The 18232-nt window shown below is 29.1% G+C and carries 16 protein-coding genes; 11 read left to right on the forward strand and 5 right to left on the reverse strand.

What is annotated here, in order from left to right; all coding sequences use genetic code 11:
* Positions 1–381: 381 nt before the first annotated feature.
* The 6 genes from COL3_RS19045 (at position 382) to COL3_RS19070 (ending at position 6730) form a co-directional block, all read left to right on the forward strand.
* On the forward strand, positions 382–618 hold the full coding sequence (locus COL3_RS19045) for a hypothetical protein (RefSeq protein WP_008427044.1): 237 nt from the start codon (positions 382–384) through the stop codon (positions 616–618).
* Positions 619–831: 213 nt separating this feature from the next.
* On the forward strand, positions 832–2091 hold the full coding sequence (locus COL3_RS19050) for a S8 family peptidase (RefSeq protein ID WP_008427046.1): 1260 nt from the start codon (positions 832–834) through the stop codon (positions 2089–2091).
* A gap of 105 nt (positions 2092–2196) precedes the next feature.
* Positions 2197–2568, forward strand: a complete 372-nt coding sequence (locus COL3_RS19055) for a four-helix bundle copper-binding protein (protein ID WP_008427048.1) — start codon at positions 2197–2199, stop codon at positions 2566–2568.
* 678 nt (positions 2569–3246) lie between these two features.
* A complete protein-coding gene (locus tag COL3_RS19060; RefSeq protein ID WP_008427050.1) occupies positions 3247–5688 on the forward strand; it encodes a heavy metal translocating P-type ATPase in 2442 nt (813 codons plus the stop codon).
* 75 nt (positions 5689–5763) lie between these two features.
* Positions 5764–5973, forward strand: a complete 210-nt coding sequence (locus COL3_RS19065; protein WP_008427051.1) for a cation transporter — start codon at positions 5764–5766, stop codon at positions 5971–5973.
* 199 nt (positions 5974–6172) lie between these two features.
* Positions 6173–6730: a VTT domain-containing protein gene (locus COL3_RS19070; protein WP_008427053.1), complete on the forward strand. Its 558-nt coding sequence runs from the start codon at positions 6173–6175 to the stop codon at positions 6728–6730.
* 64 nt (positions 6731–6794) lie between these two features.
* Here COL3_RS19070 and COL3_RS19075 read toward each other — a convergent pair whose 3' ends face one another.
* The 3 genes from COL3_RS19075 to COL3_RS19085 are packed head-to-tail and all read right to left on the reverse strand — an operon-like array spanning position 6795 to position 8855.
* On the reverse strand, positions 6795–7391 hold the full coding sequence (locus COL3_RS19075) for a TlpA disulfide reductase family protein (RefSeq protein WP_008427055.1): 597 nt from the start codon (positions 7389–7391) through the stop codon (positions 6795–6797).
* A gap of 18 nt (positions 7392–7409) precedes the next feature.
* The gene (locus COL3_RS19080) at positions 7410–8114 is read right to left on the reverse strand and encodes a cytochrome c biogenesis protein CcdA (RefSeq protein WP_008427058.1); all 705 of its coding nucleotides are present in this window, start codon (positions 8112–8114) and stop codon (positions 7410–7412) included.
* Positions 8115–8156: 42 nt separating this feature from the next.
* Complete coding sequence (locus COL3_RS19085) at positions 8157–8855, reverse strand: sulfite exporter TauE/SafE family protein (protein WP_008427061.1); 699 nt, start codon at positions 8853–8855, stop codon at positions 8157–8159.
* A gap of 265 nt (positions 8856–9120) precedes the next feature.
* Here COL3_RS19085 and COL3_RS28880 point away from each other — a divergent pair, with 265 nt between their 5' ends.
* The 3 genes from COL3_RS28880 (at position 9121) to COL3_RS19095 (ending at position 12787) form a co-directional block, all read left to right on the forward strand.
* Positions 9121–9276: a hypothetical protein gene (locus COL3_RS28880; protein WP_008427063.1), complete on the forward strand. Its 156-nt coding sequence runs from the start codon at positions 9121–9123 to the stop codon at positions 9274–9276.
* A 366-nt stretch (positions 9277–9642) separates the two neighbouring features.
* On the forward strand, positions 9643–11355 hold the full coding sequence (locus COL3_RS19090) for a methyl-accepting chemotaxis protein (RefSeq protein ID WP_008427064.1): 1713 nt from the start codon (positions 9643–9645) through the stop codon (positions 11353–11355).
* A gap of 346 nt (positions 11356–11701) precedes the next feature.
* Positions 11702–12787 carry a YncE family protein gene (locus tag COL3_RS19095; RefSeq protein ID WP_008427066.1) on the forward strand — a complete coding sequence of 362 codons (1086 nt, stop codon included), beginning with the start codon at positions 11702–11704 and terminating at the stop codon, positions 12785–12787.
* A gap of 151 nt (positions 12788–12938) precedes the next feature.
* Here COL3_RS19095 and ftsX read toward each other — a convergent pair whose 3' ends face one another.
* Together ftsX and ftsE are read right to left on the reverse strand one after the other, a co-directional pair.
* The gene (ftsX, locus tag COL3_RS19100; RefSeq protein ID WP_008427068.1) at positions 12939–13832 is read right to left on the reverse strand and encodes a permease-like cell division protein FtsX; all 894 of its coding nucleotides are present in this window, start codon (positions 13830–13832) and stop codon (positions 12939–12941) included.
* Positions 13825–14508 (reverse strand): cell division ATP-binding protein FtsE, encoded by a 684-nt coding sequence (gene ftsE, locus COL3_RS19105; RefSeq protein WP_008427071.1) that lies wholly within the window; start codon positions 14506–14508, stop codon positions 13825–13827. The genes ftsX and ftsE overlap by 8 nt, the downstream gene beginning before the upstream one ends.
* Positions 14509–14771: 263 nt before the next feature.
* On the opposite strand from ftsE, the gene COL3_RS19110 reads away from it, so the two are divergent.
* Both COL3_RS19110 and COL3_RS19115 read left to right on the forward strand, forming a co-directional pair.
* Positions 14772–15869: a C40 family peptidase gene (locus COL3_RS19110; RefSeq protein WP_008427073.1), complete on the forward strand. Its 1098-nt coding sequence runs from the start codon at positions 14772–14774 to the stop codon at positions 15867–15869.
* A 259-nt stretch (positions 15870–16128) separates the two neighbouring features.
* Entirely contained in the window at positions 16129–17889 is a 1761-nt protein-coding gene (locus COL3_RS19115; protein WP_008427075.1) for an FMN-binding protein, read from the forward strand.
* The last annotated feature ends 343 nt before the right edge of the window (positions 17890–18232 follow it).

Below are 18232 nucleotides of genomic sequence, written 5' to 3' on the forward strand. Positions count from 1 at the left end.
GCACTTTCTTTTATAAATATTGGAACAGGATTTAAAGTAGCAATAGGTGGAATAGCTCCCTTCATATGTCCTATAATGATGGTGCTTATGATGGGGATGATGTTTAAGGATAGTAAGCATGGAAATTGTTGTAGTGGAAAGAAAGAAGTGAATGAAAACCAAAACAAAATAGAATAATAGTTTAAGAAAATTGCTTTTATAATAAAATAAGAAGATTGTTAAGAAGAAGTTAATTAATAACGTGTGTTACTATTAACTTCTTTTTTCTATAAAAATAATTATTCTTATAAATCTGTCAGTGACTAAATAAGTCTACATAATATCTTCACAATTTTGATGTATATTACAAATATAACATATAAGTAATCAGGAGGAATAATTATGAATGCAATAAGTAACAATTTAGCAATGTCAAATTTACAAGTAAACTACAACAATGCTCAAATGGGTCAGGATATGTCTAAAATGAATGAAGTTGCTGGGAAAGATCAAATGAAGGCAAATTGTAACATGCCAGGAATGCACGGAAATTCAACTGAATCATCAGTTTCTAAAAATGATAATAGTAACAATGCTGTTGATAATAATTTAGGAAGGATCATTGATTTTCAAGTATAAATTATAATATTACTTCGAGATGACTTCTGTAATGTATAGAAGTCATCTTTTAAATTTTCAAAAGTTATAATAATTAGTATAGCAAATCCCAATAATATGCATAATCGCTATATAGGATAGGCATTACAAAATTATTATAATAAATTTAGTTTGAATTATTTAAGTATTAAGTGCTTTGTAGTATCAAATGATATAGTTCAAGGAGGTTATATTATGAAAAAATTTAAGATAGGAATATTAATTACATCAATAATATTTGCATTAAGTTCCTTATCAATTAATAAAGATGTAAAAAATAATATAATTGAGTCTTCATATGCCAATAAATCTAACATTAGCAGCAACTTGGTACAAGCAGCAGCAGTTTCTAATTCAAAGGAGTGGCTTAAACATATTGGGATTATTAAATTATATAACGGAAGTTATATAATAGTATTACACAATATTCAAGAATCAGATCTTATAGATGAAATTCGGAATTCTGAAGAAAACCAAGGAAATGAAGAACCTAAAAATATAGAAATAATTAAACCAATAGATAGAACTACTGTAAATGAAGATTTTAAATTAGAGGATATAAATCAAAATAATAATGCCAATGAAAATGATCCGGGATATAAATATGAATGGTATATTCCTTATACACAAGCTGATAAAGCATGGCCTTTAATAAATCAAAAAAGGGAAGTTAAAGTAGCAGTTTTAGATACGGGAATAGATTATACTCACCCAGATTTGAGAAATAGAGTAGATATAGAAGATGGCTATAATTTTGTAGATAATAATTACGACACAATGGATGATAATGGACATGGAACTCATATATCAGGCATAATTTCAGCACAAGCAAATAATGGAATTGGATTGGTAGGTATAACAGGAAATTTAGATGTAAAGATTCTTCCGGTAAAGGTATTAGATGAAAGTGGGTATGGAGACACAATCAATATAGTTAAGGGAATTATATATGCAGTAGATAGCGGAGCAGATATAATTAATCTTAGTCTTGGAGTACAAGCAAAGAGCGAATTAATTGCAAAGGCAATAGAGTATGCAAAGAGTAAGGGTGTATTTGTAGTAGCTGCTGCAGGTAATGATGATGAAAATAGTGATAATTTTAGTCCGGCTGGTGATGGTGCATTTACAGTAGCTGCAATGGATTATAATTATAGAAAAGCTTATTTCTCTGATTATGGTAATTCTATAAAGGTTGCAGCACCTGGAGTACAAATATTAAGTACAGTTCCAGGTGGTTATGAAGCTTGGGATGGGACAAGCATGGCAGCACCTGTGGTATCAGGAATTGCAGCAATGCTTAAAGCTGAAAATCCTCAATTATCTCCAAGTCAAATAGAAGATATTATAGATAGTACTGCTACGGATATTATATATCAAGGTAGAGATCAATTTTCAGGGTATGGGCTTATAAATGCTTATGATGCAATTAAAAAAGCAAAAGAAATGGAAAATTAGAAAGTGAGTGATTAGTATTTATTACTAGCATAATAATTGTCCTCTTACAAATAATAATTAAGGATATTTAAGATAATGAAACTATTATTTTAGGAGGAATTAATTATGCAATCAACAATGATTAGACAAGTAGATTCATTAATATTAGGAGGAAATCCAATGCAATCTTGCATTGATTCTTGCACTAAATGTTTACAAATATGTCAAGAATGTTTAAATTTATGTTTGCATGAAGATGATGTTAAGCAAAGAATGAATTGTATAAAAACACTTCAAGATTGTTCTGAAATTTGTGTTTCTTCAGTTTGCTTTATGTCAAGAAGTAGCGAAAATATGAAAGATATTTGTAATACATGTGCTACAATATGTGATAAATGTGCAACAGAATGTAGTATGTTCACTGAACAACATTGCCAAACATGTGCTGATGTATGTCGTCAATGCGCAAACGAATGTAGAAATATGATGAATATGTAGAACATTATAGTAACCCAATAATAGTAATATATATTTGAGTATAGAATCATAATGTGTAATTGAAAAACGCTATCAAATTTAATGATAGCGTTTTTTGCGTATATGAAAATAATCAGGTGGATATAAGTTTTAAATAATAATCATTATCTTCATAATATCTACATAATTTTAGTTTATAATGAGAATTATTTTCAATTAAAATTAAAGAAAGGATGAGAAAAATGGTTGTTACAATATTAATAATTGCTGTTATTGCTTTTTTAGTTTTTAGAGCATTTAAAGGCGGCGGTGGTGGATGTTGCCATTAATTTTTGATTAAACATAAATATAAGAGAGAAAATGAGATTATTTAACTCATATATTCTCTCTCATTTATTTTTATGTGAATTCAGAGATAGGTTTTTTCTATTAAATTTGTTTTTATAAAATAATTTATGGTTATAATACAAAAATTTAAGGAAAAACTTTAATATATATTAATTTTATAAACTCATCTTCATATTTTCTTCATAAAAAAAAGCTAATATAGAGTTACTACAATATAGGATTCCAAAATGAGAATTAAACTTATAAAATAGAAAATATTCGACATTCTACAATAATAAAAATCATATATGTTTAGCTATCAAGATGGAATCCTATATATAATTATACATTTTAGAAGGGGGTAAGAATACATTGGCTAATAAGATACTTAAAATAGAAGGAATGACTTGTGCTGCGTGTGCTAAGGCAGTTGAAAGAGCAACTAAAAAATTAGACGGTGTTACTGAGGTAAGTGTAAATATAGCTACAGAAAAATTAAATGTAACTTTTGATGAAAGAAAGTCTGATTTAGAAAAGATAAAAGCAGCTATTGAAAAAGCAGGATATAAAGCGCTAAGTGAAGCTACAAATGCTACTTTAAAGATTGAGGGAATGACCTGTGCAGCATGTTCAAAAGCTGTTGAAAGAGCCGTAAGAAAATTAGATGGAGTGGTTGAGGCGAATGTTAATCTTGCAACAGAGAAACTTTCTGTATCCTTTGAACCTTCTACTCTAACAATTTCTGATATAAAAAAAGCAGTAGTGAAGGCTGGATATAAAGCTAGTGAAACCGAAACAACTGTTGATAAGGATAAAGAAAGAAAAGAAAAAGAAATAAAGAATTTGTGGAGAAGATTTGTAGTTTCAGTGATATTTACAGTTCCATTATTAGCTATTACAATGGGGCATATGTTAGGTTATATGTTACCAGAATTTATAGATCCAATGACAAATCCTATTAATTATGGAATAATTCAAGTTGTTTTGGTGGTTCCTGTAATGTTAGCAGGAAAGAAATTTTTTCAAGTTGGTTTTAAATCTCTAATCATGAGAAGTCCAAATATGGATTCATTAATTTCAATAGGTTCATGGGCAGCATTTTTATATGGTATTTTTGCTATATATCAGATTTTTATGGGAAATGTAAATTATGTATATGATTTGTATTTTGAATCAGCAGCTACCATTTTAACATTAATAACATTAGGTAAGTATTTAGAATCGGTAACAAAAGGTAAAACGTCAGAAGCTATAAAAAAGCTTATGGGACTAGTGCCAAAGACAGCCACTGTTATTAAAGATGACAGGGAAGTTGTAATTCCAATAGATGATGTTGAAGTAGGAGATATAATTTTTGTTAAACCAGGCGAAAAGCTCCCCGTTGATGGTGAAGTAATAGAAGGAATGACTTCAATAGATGAATCAATGCTTACTGGAGAGAGTATACCAGTGGAAAAGGCTGTAGGATCAAAAGTAATTGGTGCAAGTATAAACAAAAATGGATCAATAAAATATGTCGCTAAAAAAGTTGGAAAAGATACTGCATTATCTCAAATAATTAAGTTAGTTGAGGAAGCACAAGGATCAAAAGCACCTATAGCTAAGATGGCTGACATAATCTCTGGTTATTTTGTTCCTGTGGTTATAGGATTAGCATTAATAGCTTCAATCACTTGGTATGTTCTTGGACAGTCACCTACATTTGCATTAACTATCTTCATTGCTGTTTTAGTAATAGCGTGTCCTTGTGCATTGGGATTAGCTACACCAACAGCAATTATGGTTGGAACAGGTAAAGGTGCAGAAAATGGTGTACTTATCAAAAGTGGTGAAGCTTTAGAAACTGCTCATAAGGTTAAAACAATTGTATTTGATAAAACAGGAACTATTACTGAAGGAAAACCAAAGGTTACAGATATAATATCAAGAAACTTATCAGAAAATGAATTGCTTCAAATTGCTGCCAGCGGAGAAAAAGGATCTGAGCATCCATTAGGAGAAGCAATTGTAAAATCTGCTGAAGAAAGAAAAATAGAATTTAAACATACAAAGAATTTTAAAGCTATTTTAGGAAAAGGAATTGAAGTTAATATAGATGATAAGAATATTTTACTAGGTAACAGAAGATTAATGATTGATAAAGAAATAGGGCTTGAGATACTAGAAGAGGAATCAAATAGATTAGCATCTGAAGGAAAGACACCAATGTATGTTGTTATTAATAACCAATTGGAAGGAATAATTGCCGTAGCAGATACTGTTAAAGAAAGCAGCAAAAAAGCAATAGAAAAATTGCATTCAATGGGTATAGAAGTTGCAATGTTAACTGGTGATAATAGAAGAACTGCAGATGCTATTGCCAAGGAAGTAGGAATAGATGTAGTTATTTCTGAAGTTTTGCCAAATGATAAAGCTAAAGAAGTAAAAAGTCTTCAAGATAAAGGTAAAGTTGTTGCAATGGTTGGGGATGGAATAAATGATGCTCCTGCATTAGCTCAGGCAGATATGGGTATTGCAATTGGTTCAGGAACAGACGTAGCCATTGAATCTGCTGATATAGTTTTAATGAGAAGTGACTTGATGGATGTTCCTACAGCAATTCAATTAAGTAAGAAAACTATAGGAAATATAAAGCAAAATTTATTTTGGGCTTTTGGATATAATACTCTAGGAATACCAGTAGCTATGGGAATATTATATGCTTTTGGTGGTCCATTATTAAATCCAATGATTGCAGCACTAGCTATGAGTTTAAGCTCAGTGTCTGTATTATTAAATGCTCTTAGACTAAAGGCATTTAAGCCTTTGGCTTAAAAAACATTACAATAAATTGCTTAAAAGGCTTTGAAGCCATTAAGATAAACTTGAAATTTGAAAGGAGAAATAGAAATGAAAAAGAAAATACTAATTGAAGGTATGAGCTGTGGACATTGTGTGAATCATGTTTACGAGGCACTTGATGAAATCAAGGCAACTGATATAAAAGTAAATCTAGAAGAAGGAAATGCTATTGCTGAAGTTGGAGATATTACTGATGATGCAATAAAAGAAGCTATTGAAGATGCAGGATATGATGTTTTAGGAATTGAAGAAGTTTAAATGATATAAATAATTAAAACTAAAATTTGTAAAAGGCTCAAGTGCTTGTAGAAGATAAAACTTGAGTCTTTTATATTGGCATTATATTTGAATTAATTATAAGATATTATAGAATAACAAATAGTAACCAAGATAGTACATGATACAAAATATTGGAAAATTAAGATTTTAAGTTAGAATATTAATAAAGGAAAAATCCATGTTTAATGTAAATGATGTATTGGAGATTTTGAAAAATAATAGTTCTATGGCAATACCTATAAGTCTAATAATAAGTATAGGTATTTCGCTGGTTGGTATATTACCATCAGTATTTATAACAGGAGCGAATATAGTTTTCTTTGGTCCTATTAATGGTTTTTTAATATCTCTATTAGGTGAAACAATAGGAGCATATATCACTTTTACTATCTATAGATTAGGTTTTAAAAGAAAGATTGAAAAATTCACAGATAGAAATAGATTGATTTCTAAGATAGTTAAAAGTGATGGAAAAGAGGCAGGTTTACTAATATTTCAAGGAAGAATAATTCCATTTATACCATCAGGAGTTATAACACTTGCAGCTTCAATAAGTAATGTTAATAGTACAATATTCACTGTTGCAACATTGATTGGAAAGGCTCCATCTATAGCTTTAGAGGCACTTGTTAGTTATGACATAATTAACATTTATGACAATTGGATAAGACTAGTCATAACATTTATTGGACTAATATTTGTGAAATTTACAATTACAAAGAAAAAAGATGATTAAGCGAAAAATGAATTAGAATAATCTCATATCAGGGATTTCTAATTCATTTTTTTACTAAAGCTAGTTATTTATCTAAAGTTTTAATATAGGCTTTCATTTGATCAATATTCATGCCGCCAACGTGTTTAGAAACTATATTTCCTTCTGTATCAATAAAATATGAGGTAGGAATTGATGTTATATTATATTTTGTTGCAACACTCTGATCAGGATCTAATAGTACCTTAAAATTATACTTATTATTCTCAATAAATGGTTTGACAGTATCTAAAGGTTCGCCTATTTCTACAGCAACTATAACTAAATCACTGTCTTTTGTTTCTTGATATAATTTTTCTATTTCAGGCATCTCGGCTTTACATGGAGGACACCAAGTTGCCCAAAAATTAAGAAATACTTTTTTACCTTTTAAATCACTTAAAGATAGTTCTTGGCCATTTAAATCTTTCAATTTGAAATCAATAGCTTTGGTTTTAATGGCGCTAGGATTCGCATCTGCAGTCTGAGTAGAAGTATTATTTTTAGAAGTAGTACTTTTATTACTTGTGTTATTTACAGATGAGTCAGTATTAGAGTCCGATGAATTAAAACTATTAATAGTAAAAACTGAAACACCAATAAGAAATGCGGCTAAAAGTATAGCAATTAGTGATTTTTTCATATATATTCTCTCCTTATGTTAAAAATTAATAAAACTTGAATATTGACTTAATATGGCTAATTTATTTGTAAAAATCATAATACCCATTATTATCATTAAAATGCCACTTGCTATTGATACTATAGGTAAATATTTTGAGAACTTTTTAAACTGTTCAGAAAAGCCGTCTATGGCCAAAGCAGTGAGTATAAATGGAACAGCAAGTCCAATGGAATACATTACTAGAAGTAAAATTCCTCTTCCTATAGAATCCATGTTTGCAGCATAGATAAGTATTGATGATAATATAGGTCCTATACAGGGTGTCCAGCCTGCAGCAAAGGCTATTCCCATGATTATTGAACTAAATGGACCTTTAATCTTATCAAAGAATAAAAATCTTTTTTCATGATAAAATAATTTTATTTTAAAGACTCCAATAGCATGTAACCCGAAAACAATAATAAGAGTTCCTCCAATTTTTCTAAATAGATCTTTATGAGTAATTAATAATTTACCAAGAGAAGTTATTGAAACTCCCATTAGAATAAAAACAATGGAAAACCCTAGCACAAACCCAAAAGATTTATATAAAGTAAAAAATTTGGTTTTGCCAGCTTTCAATTCTTCTATAGAAGAACCGGTTAAATAGCTTATATAAGCAGGTACAAGTGGAAGAACACAAGGGGATAAAAAGGATAATAAACCTGCTGAAAAAGCTAATAAAATTGATATATCTTTCAAAATTAAATCACCTCAAATTCAGAATAAAATACTAAATTAATACTAGTTAAACCAGTATATTAAACTATCGATAAGCCCCAAAATTATAAGTAGAAGCCCACCAAAAAGTCTAATAATTTTTTGAATCTTTTTGTAACGTTTTATGTTTAACTTTAAGTTGATTTTTCCTATAAATATTAGTAATAGCATTAACATCATTGGCATCAAAGTACCTAGCGCAAAAATTGGAGGATAAATGATACCTAAATAAGACTTAAAGCTCAAAGGAACAATAATTCCAAAGAATAGCCAAAATAAAGTTGGACAAAAAGCTAGTGAAAATATCAAACCCATTATAAAAGATGAATTAAATATTCTAAATTTGTGAGTGAAATTTTCAACATTAGCTATAAGAGAATTTCCAATAGATCCTTTTAAATTGAAAACTCCTAATATATAAAAGCCAATAATTACTATGGAAGGCCCCATAAGCTTTCGAAATAAACTAAACAAATGTATGGATGAGCTTTGTATATTAAATTTGAATAATATTATCAATATTCCGTAAAATAGGAATATTGTTAGCTTACCTAAGGTATACCACAAGGTATTTTGCAAAAGTTTTTTGCTGTTTGTGCTCTCTTTTGTAAGAAATCCTATAGCACCAAGATTAGTTGTAAGTTGACAAGGTGCAGTTGAGCCAAGGATTCCAATCAAAAAAACACCTAAAAAAGGAATAGTTGAGCTTCTTGAAAAATTCATTATAGGATCACTTAAAAAACTATTTAGTATTCCTAATATTTCATAAAGCCTCAATGTAAAATAAGAAATAATAAAACCTCCTTTACATAATAATTATCATAATTAGATTCATTATATAAAAAAGATGTGAAGATTTTATGTGTTTTTGATAACTATTATCATTAAATTTTACTTTAAATGTTCCTATAAATTTGGAATTCCTACATAAAATCTTTATAGGCATTTTATATAATTACTATAAGAAAAACAAAAGGGAGCGATGAATATGGGAACAATAGTATCAATATTAGTATTTGTAGGTGTAATGCTTGCAATGCACAAATTGGGTTTAGGATGTTGTGGAGGTCATTCTCATCATTCTGATAATAATACGAATAACAGCAAAAAAGATTGTTGTAGTTCAAAAAATAAAAATTTATAAGAAGGAGAGATTCGGAAATTAATTTTTGCAGAAAAATAGAATGAAATTAAATTGCATGATTATAATCTCGCAAAAAAGGAAGCTATTAAATTTTTAGCTTCCTTTTTTGTGAGATTTATAAAATCTATTCTTCAATTAAAAAAAGTTAAATTTACATAGTGTAAAATTTATTATATTATAATAGAGTAAAATTAAGGGATAAGGAATTGAATATATTGTTATGAATTGGGATAATCTTTATAAATTCTTCATAATAAAATGGTATTATTTGAATTGTTAAAAGTTAATATTTAAGAAAAGTTTGCGAAAATAAAATAATGTGCTTATTCCATTAGGATATAACATATAAACTGGGGAGGAACATGTATGAAAATATTTAAAAATTTAAAACTTGCACACAAGCTTATATTTGGATTCTTATTAATTGCATTTCTTATGGGCATTATTGGATTTAAGGGAATATCAGAAATAAAAAAAATAAATGTAAATTCAACTTCCATGTATGAAGATAATTTAATACATTTGAAAACAATTGAAGAGTTAAAGGCAAACTTTTTACAGATACATTCAGATTTATTATCGCTTTTAACAACAAAAGATGTAGCAAAAAAGCAGGCAATTGAAAGTGAAATAGAAAAATTAACAGATGAAGATATGAAAATATCGGAAGAATTTAAAAATGCAGGTGAAACAGGAGAAGAAAAAGATTTATTAGAAAATTTCATAAAGCTTCATGAAGAATATATGATGGCTCGTAAAGATTTTATGGATTTAATAGATCAAAATAAATATGACGAAGCTCAAATGTCTTTTCAAATGGTTACAGAGGCGAGAGATAAAACTTTTGATAGTATTAACAAAATAATTGAATCAAACTTACAAGAAGCTGAAAATGCAAATAATACGAATAATTCAATATTTAAAAGTTCATTTAATTTAATGCTTGGTATAGTAATATTTGGTTTCATATTTGCAATATTACTTGGAATTTTGATATCAACATCAATATCAAAACAGATAAACAAGGTTTTAGCATTTGCAAATGCTATGGGTAGTGGAGATTTAACCAAAAGAATAGATTTCTCATCAAATGACGAAATAGGAAAAATATCAAATGCTTTAAATAAAGCAGCTGAAAACACTCGAAAACTTATTTCTACAATAATCTCAAACTCTAACAATATAAATGCATCAAGTGAAGAAATTTATTCTACAATAGAAGGAATTTCTTCAAAAATGAATAGTATTAATGAAGCTACAAAGGAAATATCAGCTGGTACAGAAGAATTGAGTGCAACATCACAGGAAGTAAATGCATCAATTGAGGAAATAACTTCAAATTCAATTGAACTATCAAACAAGGCAAAGGATTGTGACAAAGCTTCTAATGAGATTCAGGTTCGTGCCACAGAAATAAAAGATAAAGGGTTAAAATCAATAGATCTTTCAAAGAAAATATATAAAGAGAAGCAAGTAAATATATTGAAAGCAATAGAAGAAGGAAAAGTCGTTGAAAAAATTAAGGTGATGGCCGATTCTATAGCAGATATTGCATCTCAAACAAATCTTTTAGCTTTAAATGCAGCTATTGAGTCAGCAAGAGCTGGTGAGATGGGAAAAGGGTTTGCGGTAGTAGCAGATGAAATACGTAAGCTTGCAGAACAATCAGCAGAAAATGTCTCAAGTATACAAGATGTTATAACTCAAGTAAATAATGCTTTTAAGAATCTTTCTAATAACACTCAAGAGATATTAGCGCATATTGACAATAATGTAAATCCAGATTATGAACTATTTTTAGAAACTGCTCAAAAATATGAGGAAGATGCAGCATTTATAAAAACTATGTCAAAAGAAATTGCAAATGGTACAACCCAAATACTTCATTCTATAGAGCAAACTAGTGCTGCTATAGAAACAGTATCTACTACCGCTCAGCAATCAGCAGAAAGCTCAGAAGGAATACTAAATAGTGTCGATGAAACAACCATTGCAACTCAAGAAGTTGCTAGTTCTGCACAAAGGCAAGCTGAATTATCTGAGGAACTTAATTCTTTGGTACAACAATTTAAAATATAAATAATATAATTTATAAAAATATAAAGGGTATGCAGTATATAATTGCATACCCTTTAGGTGCTTGATTATTAAGCGGATTTATAATGCAAAGAATACTTTTTATGATTTTAGAAGAAAATATATTATCTTAATATCTGTATAAGCATATTAAGATATAACTAAAATGTAGTGATATGGAAATACATTAATATAAATTATTTTTAGTAGAAAATTAAGTTTTAATACAAAAATTAATAAGACATATCTTTTGATAATTATTATTATAAAATTATTATATTCATATTTTCTACATAATAAATCTTTATAATAAAGATAAAAAAACTACACATACGAAAGGATGAAAAAAATGATAAAAAGAAAATACATAAAGATTATGGCGGCTTTTGCAGTATTAACAATGACACTTACAGCTTGTAGCAATACAGCGAAAAAAAATACAACACCAGAATCAAATCAAAATCAAACTGAGTCTCAAAAAGGCGTAGTAGATGGAACTCACTTTTATTATACCGCTAATGAGAGTGGAAGTATTTCAAAAATAGATGCTACAACTAATGAAGTTGTAGATACAATTAAAGATGCAGAAGGATCTCCTCATAATGTACAGGTTTCACCTGATGGAAAAGTGGTTGCCTATACATTAGCAGCAAAAATGACTGAAAATCAATCTAAAGATAAAAATATGGATATGAATATGAATGGGTTCGCAGTGTTTTATGATACAGATACAGGAAAACTTATTAAAAAAGTTGAAGCAGGCAAACATCCAGCTCACGTAGTATTTACAGAGGACGGAAAATATGTACTTGTAACCAACAATGAAGATAACAGCGTATCTGTAATTGATGCAAAAAATTATAACGTAATTAGCACCATCACAGTTGGTAAAGGTCCTCATGGATTCCGTATTTCAAAAGATAGTAAATTTGCTTATGTAGCCAATATGGGTGAAGATACTATAAGTGTTGTAGATATTGGAAATAATAAAGAAGTTAAGAAAATTAAGGTCGGAAATATACCTGTTACAACAGGAATAACAAGTGATGGTAAGACTTTAGCTGCAACAGTAAATGGTGAAAATGAGCTGGCAATAATCGATTTAGCTACAGATAAAGTTGAGAAGGTACCTGTAGGAAAAGGACCAGCTCAAGTTTATATTGAACCTGATGACAAATATGCATTTGTAGCAAATCAAGGAACTGAAAAACAACCATCTAATACAGTTTCAAAGATAGATATGTCAACTAAAAAAGTTGTTGCAACAATAGAAACCGGTAAGGGGGCTCATGGAGTAGTAGTTAGCCCTGATAATAAGTATGTTTATGTTACTAACATGTATGATGGAACAGTAAGTGTTATTGACAATAGCACAGATAAGGTTATTAAGACAACAAAAGTCGAAGGTGAGCCAAATGGAATAAGCTATAGGTAATTAATATTACGATAGGAATAAATTTAATTAGCGTTAGTTGAGTAAGTGGTATATAACAAATTATAGATTTGCGCTCTCAATATATAAGAAAAGTGTATTGAATTCTAAAAGAATTAGTTTTCAATACATTTTTCTTATGTGTTTTATGTATCTATACCTTTAAGAATTTAATTAAGGACCAGGAACTTCCTACGCCTCCAATTAAAATCCCTACTAATATAAACTGCCATTGAAGGGTTTGTGTAATATACGATGGTGATAATAAGTTTATTAAAAGTAAATTTTCATTTATCTTTATAAAAACCATTTTATAAAGATAGTATACTAAAATATTAGAACACACAGCTCCAAACAAACCAATAAGTGCACCTTCAATAATGAGTGGCCATCTTATAAACCAATCAGTTGCTCCAACGAACTTCATTATTCCAATTTCTCTACGTCTTGAGTAAATCGTTAATTTTATAGTGTTACTAATAAGGAAAATAGAAACTGATACCATTAATATAAATAAAGAAATTCCGATCCATTTCACGTTTTTAGATATTGAAATTATTTTATTAGTAAATTCCTGATCATTGCCAATGGATTCTATACCAGGCATATTTTCAATTGAACTTATGACTTGTTGAGAAATATCAGGACTTTCCAGCTCTATTATGTATGAATTAGGCAATGGATTATTGGAAGAATCATAATTATTCAATAAGGAAGTATTATTTTCAGAAATTTGTTTATTAAACTTCTCTAAAGCTTCCGATTTATCTTCAAATTTAACACTTTTGATACCGGAAATATTACTTAACTTTTGATCTATGTTCTCTTGATCTTTACTAGTAATTTTATCATTTAAAAATACTTGTATTTGAACCTGAGATTCAACATTATTCATTCCTATGTTTATATTTTGCATTAATAGTACGAAAACTCCCATTATAAATAAAGTAGCAGTTACAGTAATAATCGATGCTAGACTAATGGTTCTATTTCTTTTTAAACTCTTTAATGCATCGCTAATATAATATTTGAAGGTATTACTATTCATAATCGTAAGTCCCCCTAATTTCATCTCTTATTATTGTTCCATTCTCAATAGCAATGACTCTCTTTCTCATTGAATCAACAATATCTTTTGCATGAGTAGCCATAAGTATTGTAGTACCATTTTTATTAACATTATTGAGCGTATCCATTATTCCCATAGCAGTTTCAGGATCAAGATTTCCTGTTGGTTCATCTGCAATTAGAATTGCAGGATCATTAACTATTGCTCTAGCAATAGATACTCTTTGTTGTTCTCCGCCAGATAATTGATTTGGAAATGACTTGAATTTATCGGATAATCCCACTAATGATAAAGCTATAGGAACTTTCTTTCTTATATCTTTAGTATTGGCACCAATAACCCTTAATGCAAAAGCTACATTTTCATAGACGCTGAGAGTTGGAATTAGTTTAAAATCTTGAAATATTACGCCTATCTTTCTCCTGTAAAATGGTATTTGATTTTTCTTCAGATTGGTTACATCAGTATCATTTAAAATTAGATTACCATGTGTCGGCTCAATTTCTTTAAAAAGCATTTTAATAATTGTTGATTTACCCGCACCACTTGAGCCTACTAAAAAAGCAAAATCACCTTTTTTTATAGTTAAATTAATATTTTTAAGAGCTAACGTGTTATTGTCATATACTTTAGTAACATCTACAAATTTAATCATTAATTATCCTCCATGTAGCATATAGCAAAATTTTATTAGATAGTCATATTTATCAGTAATTTATTTGATAAATAAATCAATAGAATTATACTTTATTTTTATGTAGAAATTATGTGTTTTTCTGTGGAAATATATCCCTATATATGAATCTACATAATTTCTACACAATTTTAGTGTATTATTGGAGTGACTTTACAAAAGAGGGACAAGTATTACTCTATAAATAAAAGAGAATATACTCTATAAATAAGGGAGCGATATAAGTGAAAAAAACAATTAAAACGGTTATGTTTGCAACAGCATTAGTGATGGTTACTCAAGTCTCGGCATTTGCTGTTCCAACATCTCAAGCACAAACTCAATTGGAACAAAATAAAAATTCATTAAAGGAAGCACAAGACAAAAGGCATGAACTTGAAGCAAGTATTGAAGAGCTAGATAATCAAATTGAAGATTATATGATGAAAATTGATGCAAATAAGAAGACTATAACTTCAACAGAAAACGATATCCAAACCACAAAGAAACAAATAACTCAAGTTGAAAAAGATGTAAAAGATAAGCAAGATGCATTGGATCAAAGAGTAAGAGCAATGTATATAAATGGTCAATCCAGCTATCTTAAGATTTTACTAGAATCAGAAAGTTTTAGTGATTTAATATCAAGAGCTGATGCAATTAGAAAAATAATAGGTATGGACAAAAAAGTAATAAGCGATTTGAACGATACCAAAGCGGAAGTTGAAAGTAAAAAAGCATCTCTTGATGTAAAGTATAATGATTTAATTGCATTGAAGAGTGAAAATGAAAATAAATTAACTAACTTAAATAGCAGCATAGCAGATCAGAAAAAACTTATTGAAGATGCTAAAGTTCAAGAAAAACTATATGCATCAAAGGTAGATGAATCTCAAGCAGTGGTAGATGCATCTATGGCTCAAGTTAAGAAAATAAGAAGTGAAGCACCTAAGTATAGCCCTTCAAGAGGGGCATCAACTGCTTCAGTTTCTGACAATAACATAATAGCATATGCCTCAAATTTCTTGGGAACTCCGTATCTTTGGGGAGGGACAAGTCCTTCTACAGGGTTTGATTGCTCTGGATATACCCAATATGTATACGCTCATTTTGGGATAAGCCTAGGAAGAACAACGTATGACCAAATAAATGATGGATATGGAGTCTCAAGAGATGAACTGCAGCCAGGAGACCTTGTCTTCTTTGGTAAGAATGGGGATCCTACTCACATGGGAATGTATGTAGGGAATAATACATATATTCATTCGCCAAGAACAGGTGATGTGATAAAAATATCATCAGTAGATAGGCCAGATTACATTACTGCAAGAAGAGTTAAATAGTTTTTAATATTTTCATAACAATATAGTTAAAACCGCCTTTTTGGTGCATATTCTGAAGAATATATATGGTAATATGGTTTAGAATAAATATTCTAATATTCTTCAGAATATTTATAATATATTATAGATTTATTCAGTAATTAAATAAATAGTTTAATGTATAAGTTCAAAATAATGAATAAAGAATTTACGTATAAAGATGACATATAAAAAGAACAAGAGCTTTATTAAGAAACGATTGGGGGAATGGAGATATAAAATGTTAAAAAGGATATCAAAATTACAAGCATTAAGAGTAGTTTCACAGATTATGTTTTTAATTTCCATGCCTGAATTATTTACGTTAATTTTTAATCAACTAAAAAAGGCTTATTCAATGGCCATTAAAGGAAACCCAGGTATAATTTCAATTTGGCCTGAATTATTAGCAATGGTTATAATTTTTATTATAACAATAGTATTAGGGAGATTTTTTTGCGGATGGCTTTGTACATTTGGAGCTATGAATGATTTTATCTACATAATATCAAAGAAAGTATTTAGAACAAAGTTTAAAGTAAGAGAAAAAGTAGATTCTATATTAAAATATCTAAAGTATGTAATTTTAATATTTATAATAGTGGCTATTTGGACAAATGGTAGTAAATCATTTGATAGTTATAGTCCTTGGGATACTTTTGCTCAAGTTTATAATATTTCTGGTGCCATGACGATACATACTGGTGGATTTATTTTATTAGTAATTATAGCAGTTGGAGCAGTTTTTATAGAAAGATTTTTTTGTAGATATCTTTGTCCTCTTGGAGCAATTCTTGTAATTTTATCTAAGGCTAGGATTTTGAAAATAAAGAAGTTTAGAGATAAATGTGGACCTTGTAGAATATGTACAAATAATTGTTCAATGGGAATAAAGCTTTATCAAATGAATAAGGTAAGCAGTGGAGAATGTATAAATTGCTTTAAGTGTATAGATGTTTGTTCAAGAAAAAATGCACAACTAAATATTTTAGGGGAGAATGTTAATCCACTACTTCCTAGTGCAATAACAATTGCTGCTTTTACAGGCGTAAATGCTTTAGGTAGTATTATAAATGATGCAACGATTAAAAATTCAGCAAATAATACAGCTACTAGTAGCTCGGATATTAACAAGCCAGAACAAAAGAAATATAAAGATGGCACTTATGTAGGAATTGGTGCAGGTGAGAATGCTGACTTAAAAGTTTCAGTTACAGTAAGTAATGGAAAGATTAGCAGTGTTAAAATTCTATCTGCTAATGAACCAGATGGAAAGGAAGCTTTAAAGATAATTCCAAAGGAAATCGTAGATGCACAATCCGCTAATGTAGATGTAATTTCAGGAGCCACAATGACAAGCGGTGGAATTAAGATGGCTGTAAGGGATGCGTTAAGCCAAGCAGAAGTTACTAGTGCGGCAACAGTTAGTGAAGATAGTAATCAAGAGGAATATAAAGATGGAACGTACACAGGAGTTGGAGAAGGTAAGAATCCTAACTTAAAAGTTTCAGTTACAGTTACAGTTAGCAATGGAAAAGTCAGCAATATTGATGTCCTATCAGCTAATGAACCAAATGGAGAGGAAGCTTTAAAGATAATTCCAAAAGAAATTATAGATGAACAATCTACTGATGTAGATGTGGTTTCAGGAGCTACAATGACAAGCAATGGAATTCTGATGGCAGTAGATGATGCATTAAGTCAAGCAGAAATTAATTACAATGGACAAAATAAATATAAAAATGGCACGTATACAGGAGTTGGACAAGGTAAGAATCCTGGATTAATAGTTTCTGTTACAATAAATAATGATAAAATTAGCAGTATAGAATTTGAAGCTGATAATGAGCCAAAAGGAAAAGAAGCTTTCGGTATAATTACTAAAGAAATTATAGATGCACAATCTACTAATGTGGATACAGTTTCAGGAGCTACAATGACAAGTAATGGAATTATAATGGCAGTGAATGATGCGTTAAACCAAGCTAAAATCAATAATTAATACTATAATGCTTACAAGCAATATTGATAATAAGAGTATAATTTCAGGAGAAAAGATTGGCGATTACGTATTTATTTAATATCAAATAAATAGTTAAAAGTGGAATGGAGATTTTATATATTTAATATAATTCTTCATATCTTCTACATATGTTATTGCTATAATAAATAGATAAGAAGTTAATATTTTTGTAGAAATTTAATGAATTATGAAATTAAGTATTTTAAATATTATAATTGGAGGTGTGAATAATGGTCATTGAAGTAGTAGTAACGGTTGTAGTAGTCTTATTTGTTGCACATATTCTTTATCACAAAGTAATAAAAAATACTTCAGGTGGATG

This window comes from Clostridium sp. LS (assembly GCF_002760435.1).
In the GTDB taxonomy this organism is placed as follows: Bacteria; Bacillota; Clostridia; order Clostridiales; family Clostridiaceae; genus Clostridium.

Excerpts from the sequence above, each read along its gene's own strand:
- COL3_RS19045 (WP_008427044.1), top strand. The coding sequence starts at position 382 with ATGAATGCAATAAGTAACAATTTAGCAATGTCAAATTTACAAGTAAAC.
- COL3_RS19050 (WP_008427046.1), top strand. The coding sequence starts at position 832 with ATGAAAAAATTTAAGATAGGAATATTAATTACATCAATAATATTTGCA.
- COL3_RS19055 (WP_008427048.1), top strand. The coding sequence starts at position 2,197 with ATGCAATCAACAATGATTAGACAAGTAGATTCATTAATATTAGGAGGA.
- COL3_RS19065 (WP_008427051.1), top strand. The coding sequence starts at position 5,764 with ATGAAAAAGAAAATACTAATTGAAGGTATGAGCTGTGGACATTGTGTG.
- COL3_RS19070 (WP_008427053.1), top strand. The coding sequence starts at position 6,173 with ATGTTTAATGTAAATGATGTATTGGAGATTTTGAAAAATAATAGTTCT.
- COL3_RS19075 (WP_008427055.1), bottom strand. The coding sequence starts at position 7,391 with ATGAAAAAATCACTAATTGCTATACTTTTAGCCGCATTTCTTATTGGT.
- COL3_RS19085 (WP_008427061.1), bottom strand. The coding sequence starts at position 8,855 with ATGAATTTTTCAAGAAGCTCAACTATTCCTTTTTTAGGTGTTTTTTTG.
- COL3_RS28880 (WP_008427063.1), top strand. The coding sequence starts at position 9,121 with ATGGGAACAATAGTATCAATATTAGTATTTGTAGGTGTAATGCTTGCA.
- COL3_RS19090 (WP_008427064.1), top strand. The coding sequence starts at position 9,643 with ATGAAAATATTTAAAAATTTAAAACTTGCACACAAGCTTATATTTGGA.
- COL3_RS19095 (WP_008427066.1), top strand. The coding sequence starts at position 11,702 with ATGATAAAAAGAAAATACATAAAGATTATGGCGGCTTTTGCAGTATTA.
- ftsX (WP_008427068.1), bottom strand. The coding sequence starts at position 13,832 with ATGAATAGTAATACCTTCAAATATTATATTAGCGATGCATTAAAGAGT.
- ftsE (WP_008427071.1), bottom strand. The coding sequence starts at position 14,508 with ATGATTAAATTTGTAGATGTTACTAAAGTATATGACAATAACACGTTA.
- COL3_RS19115 (WP_008427075.1), top strand. The coding sequence starts at position 16,129 with ATGTTAAAAAGGATATCAAAATTACAAGCATTAAGAGTAGTTTCACAG.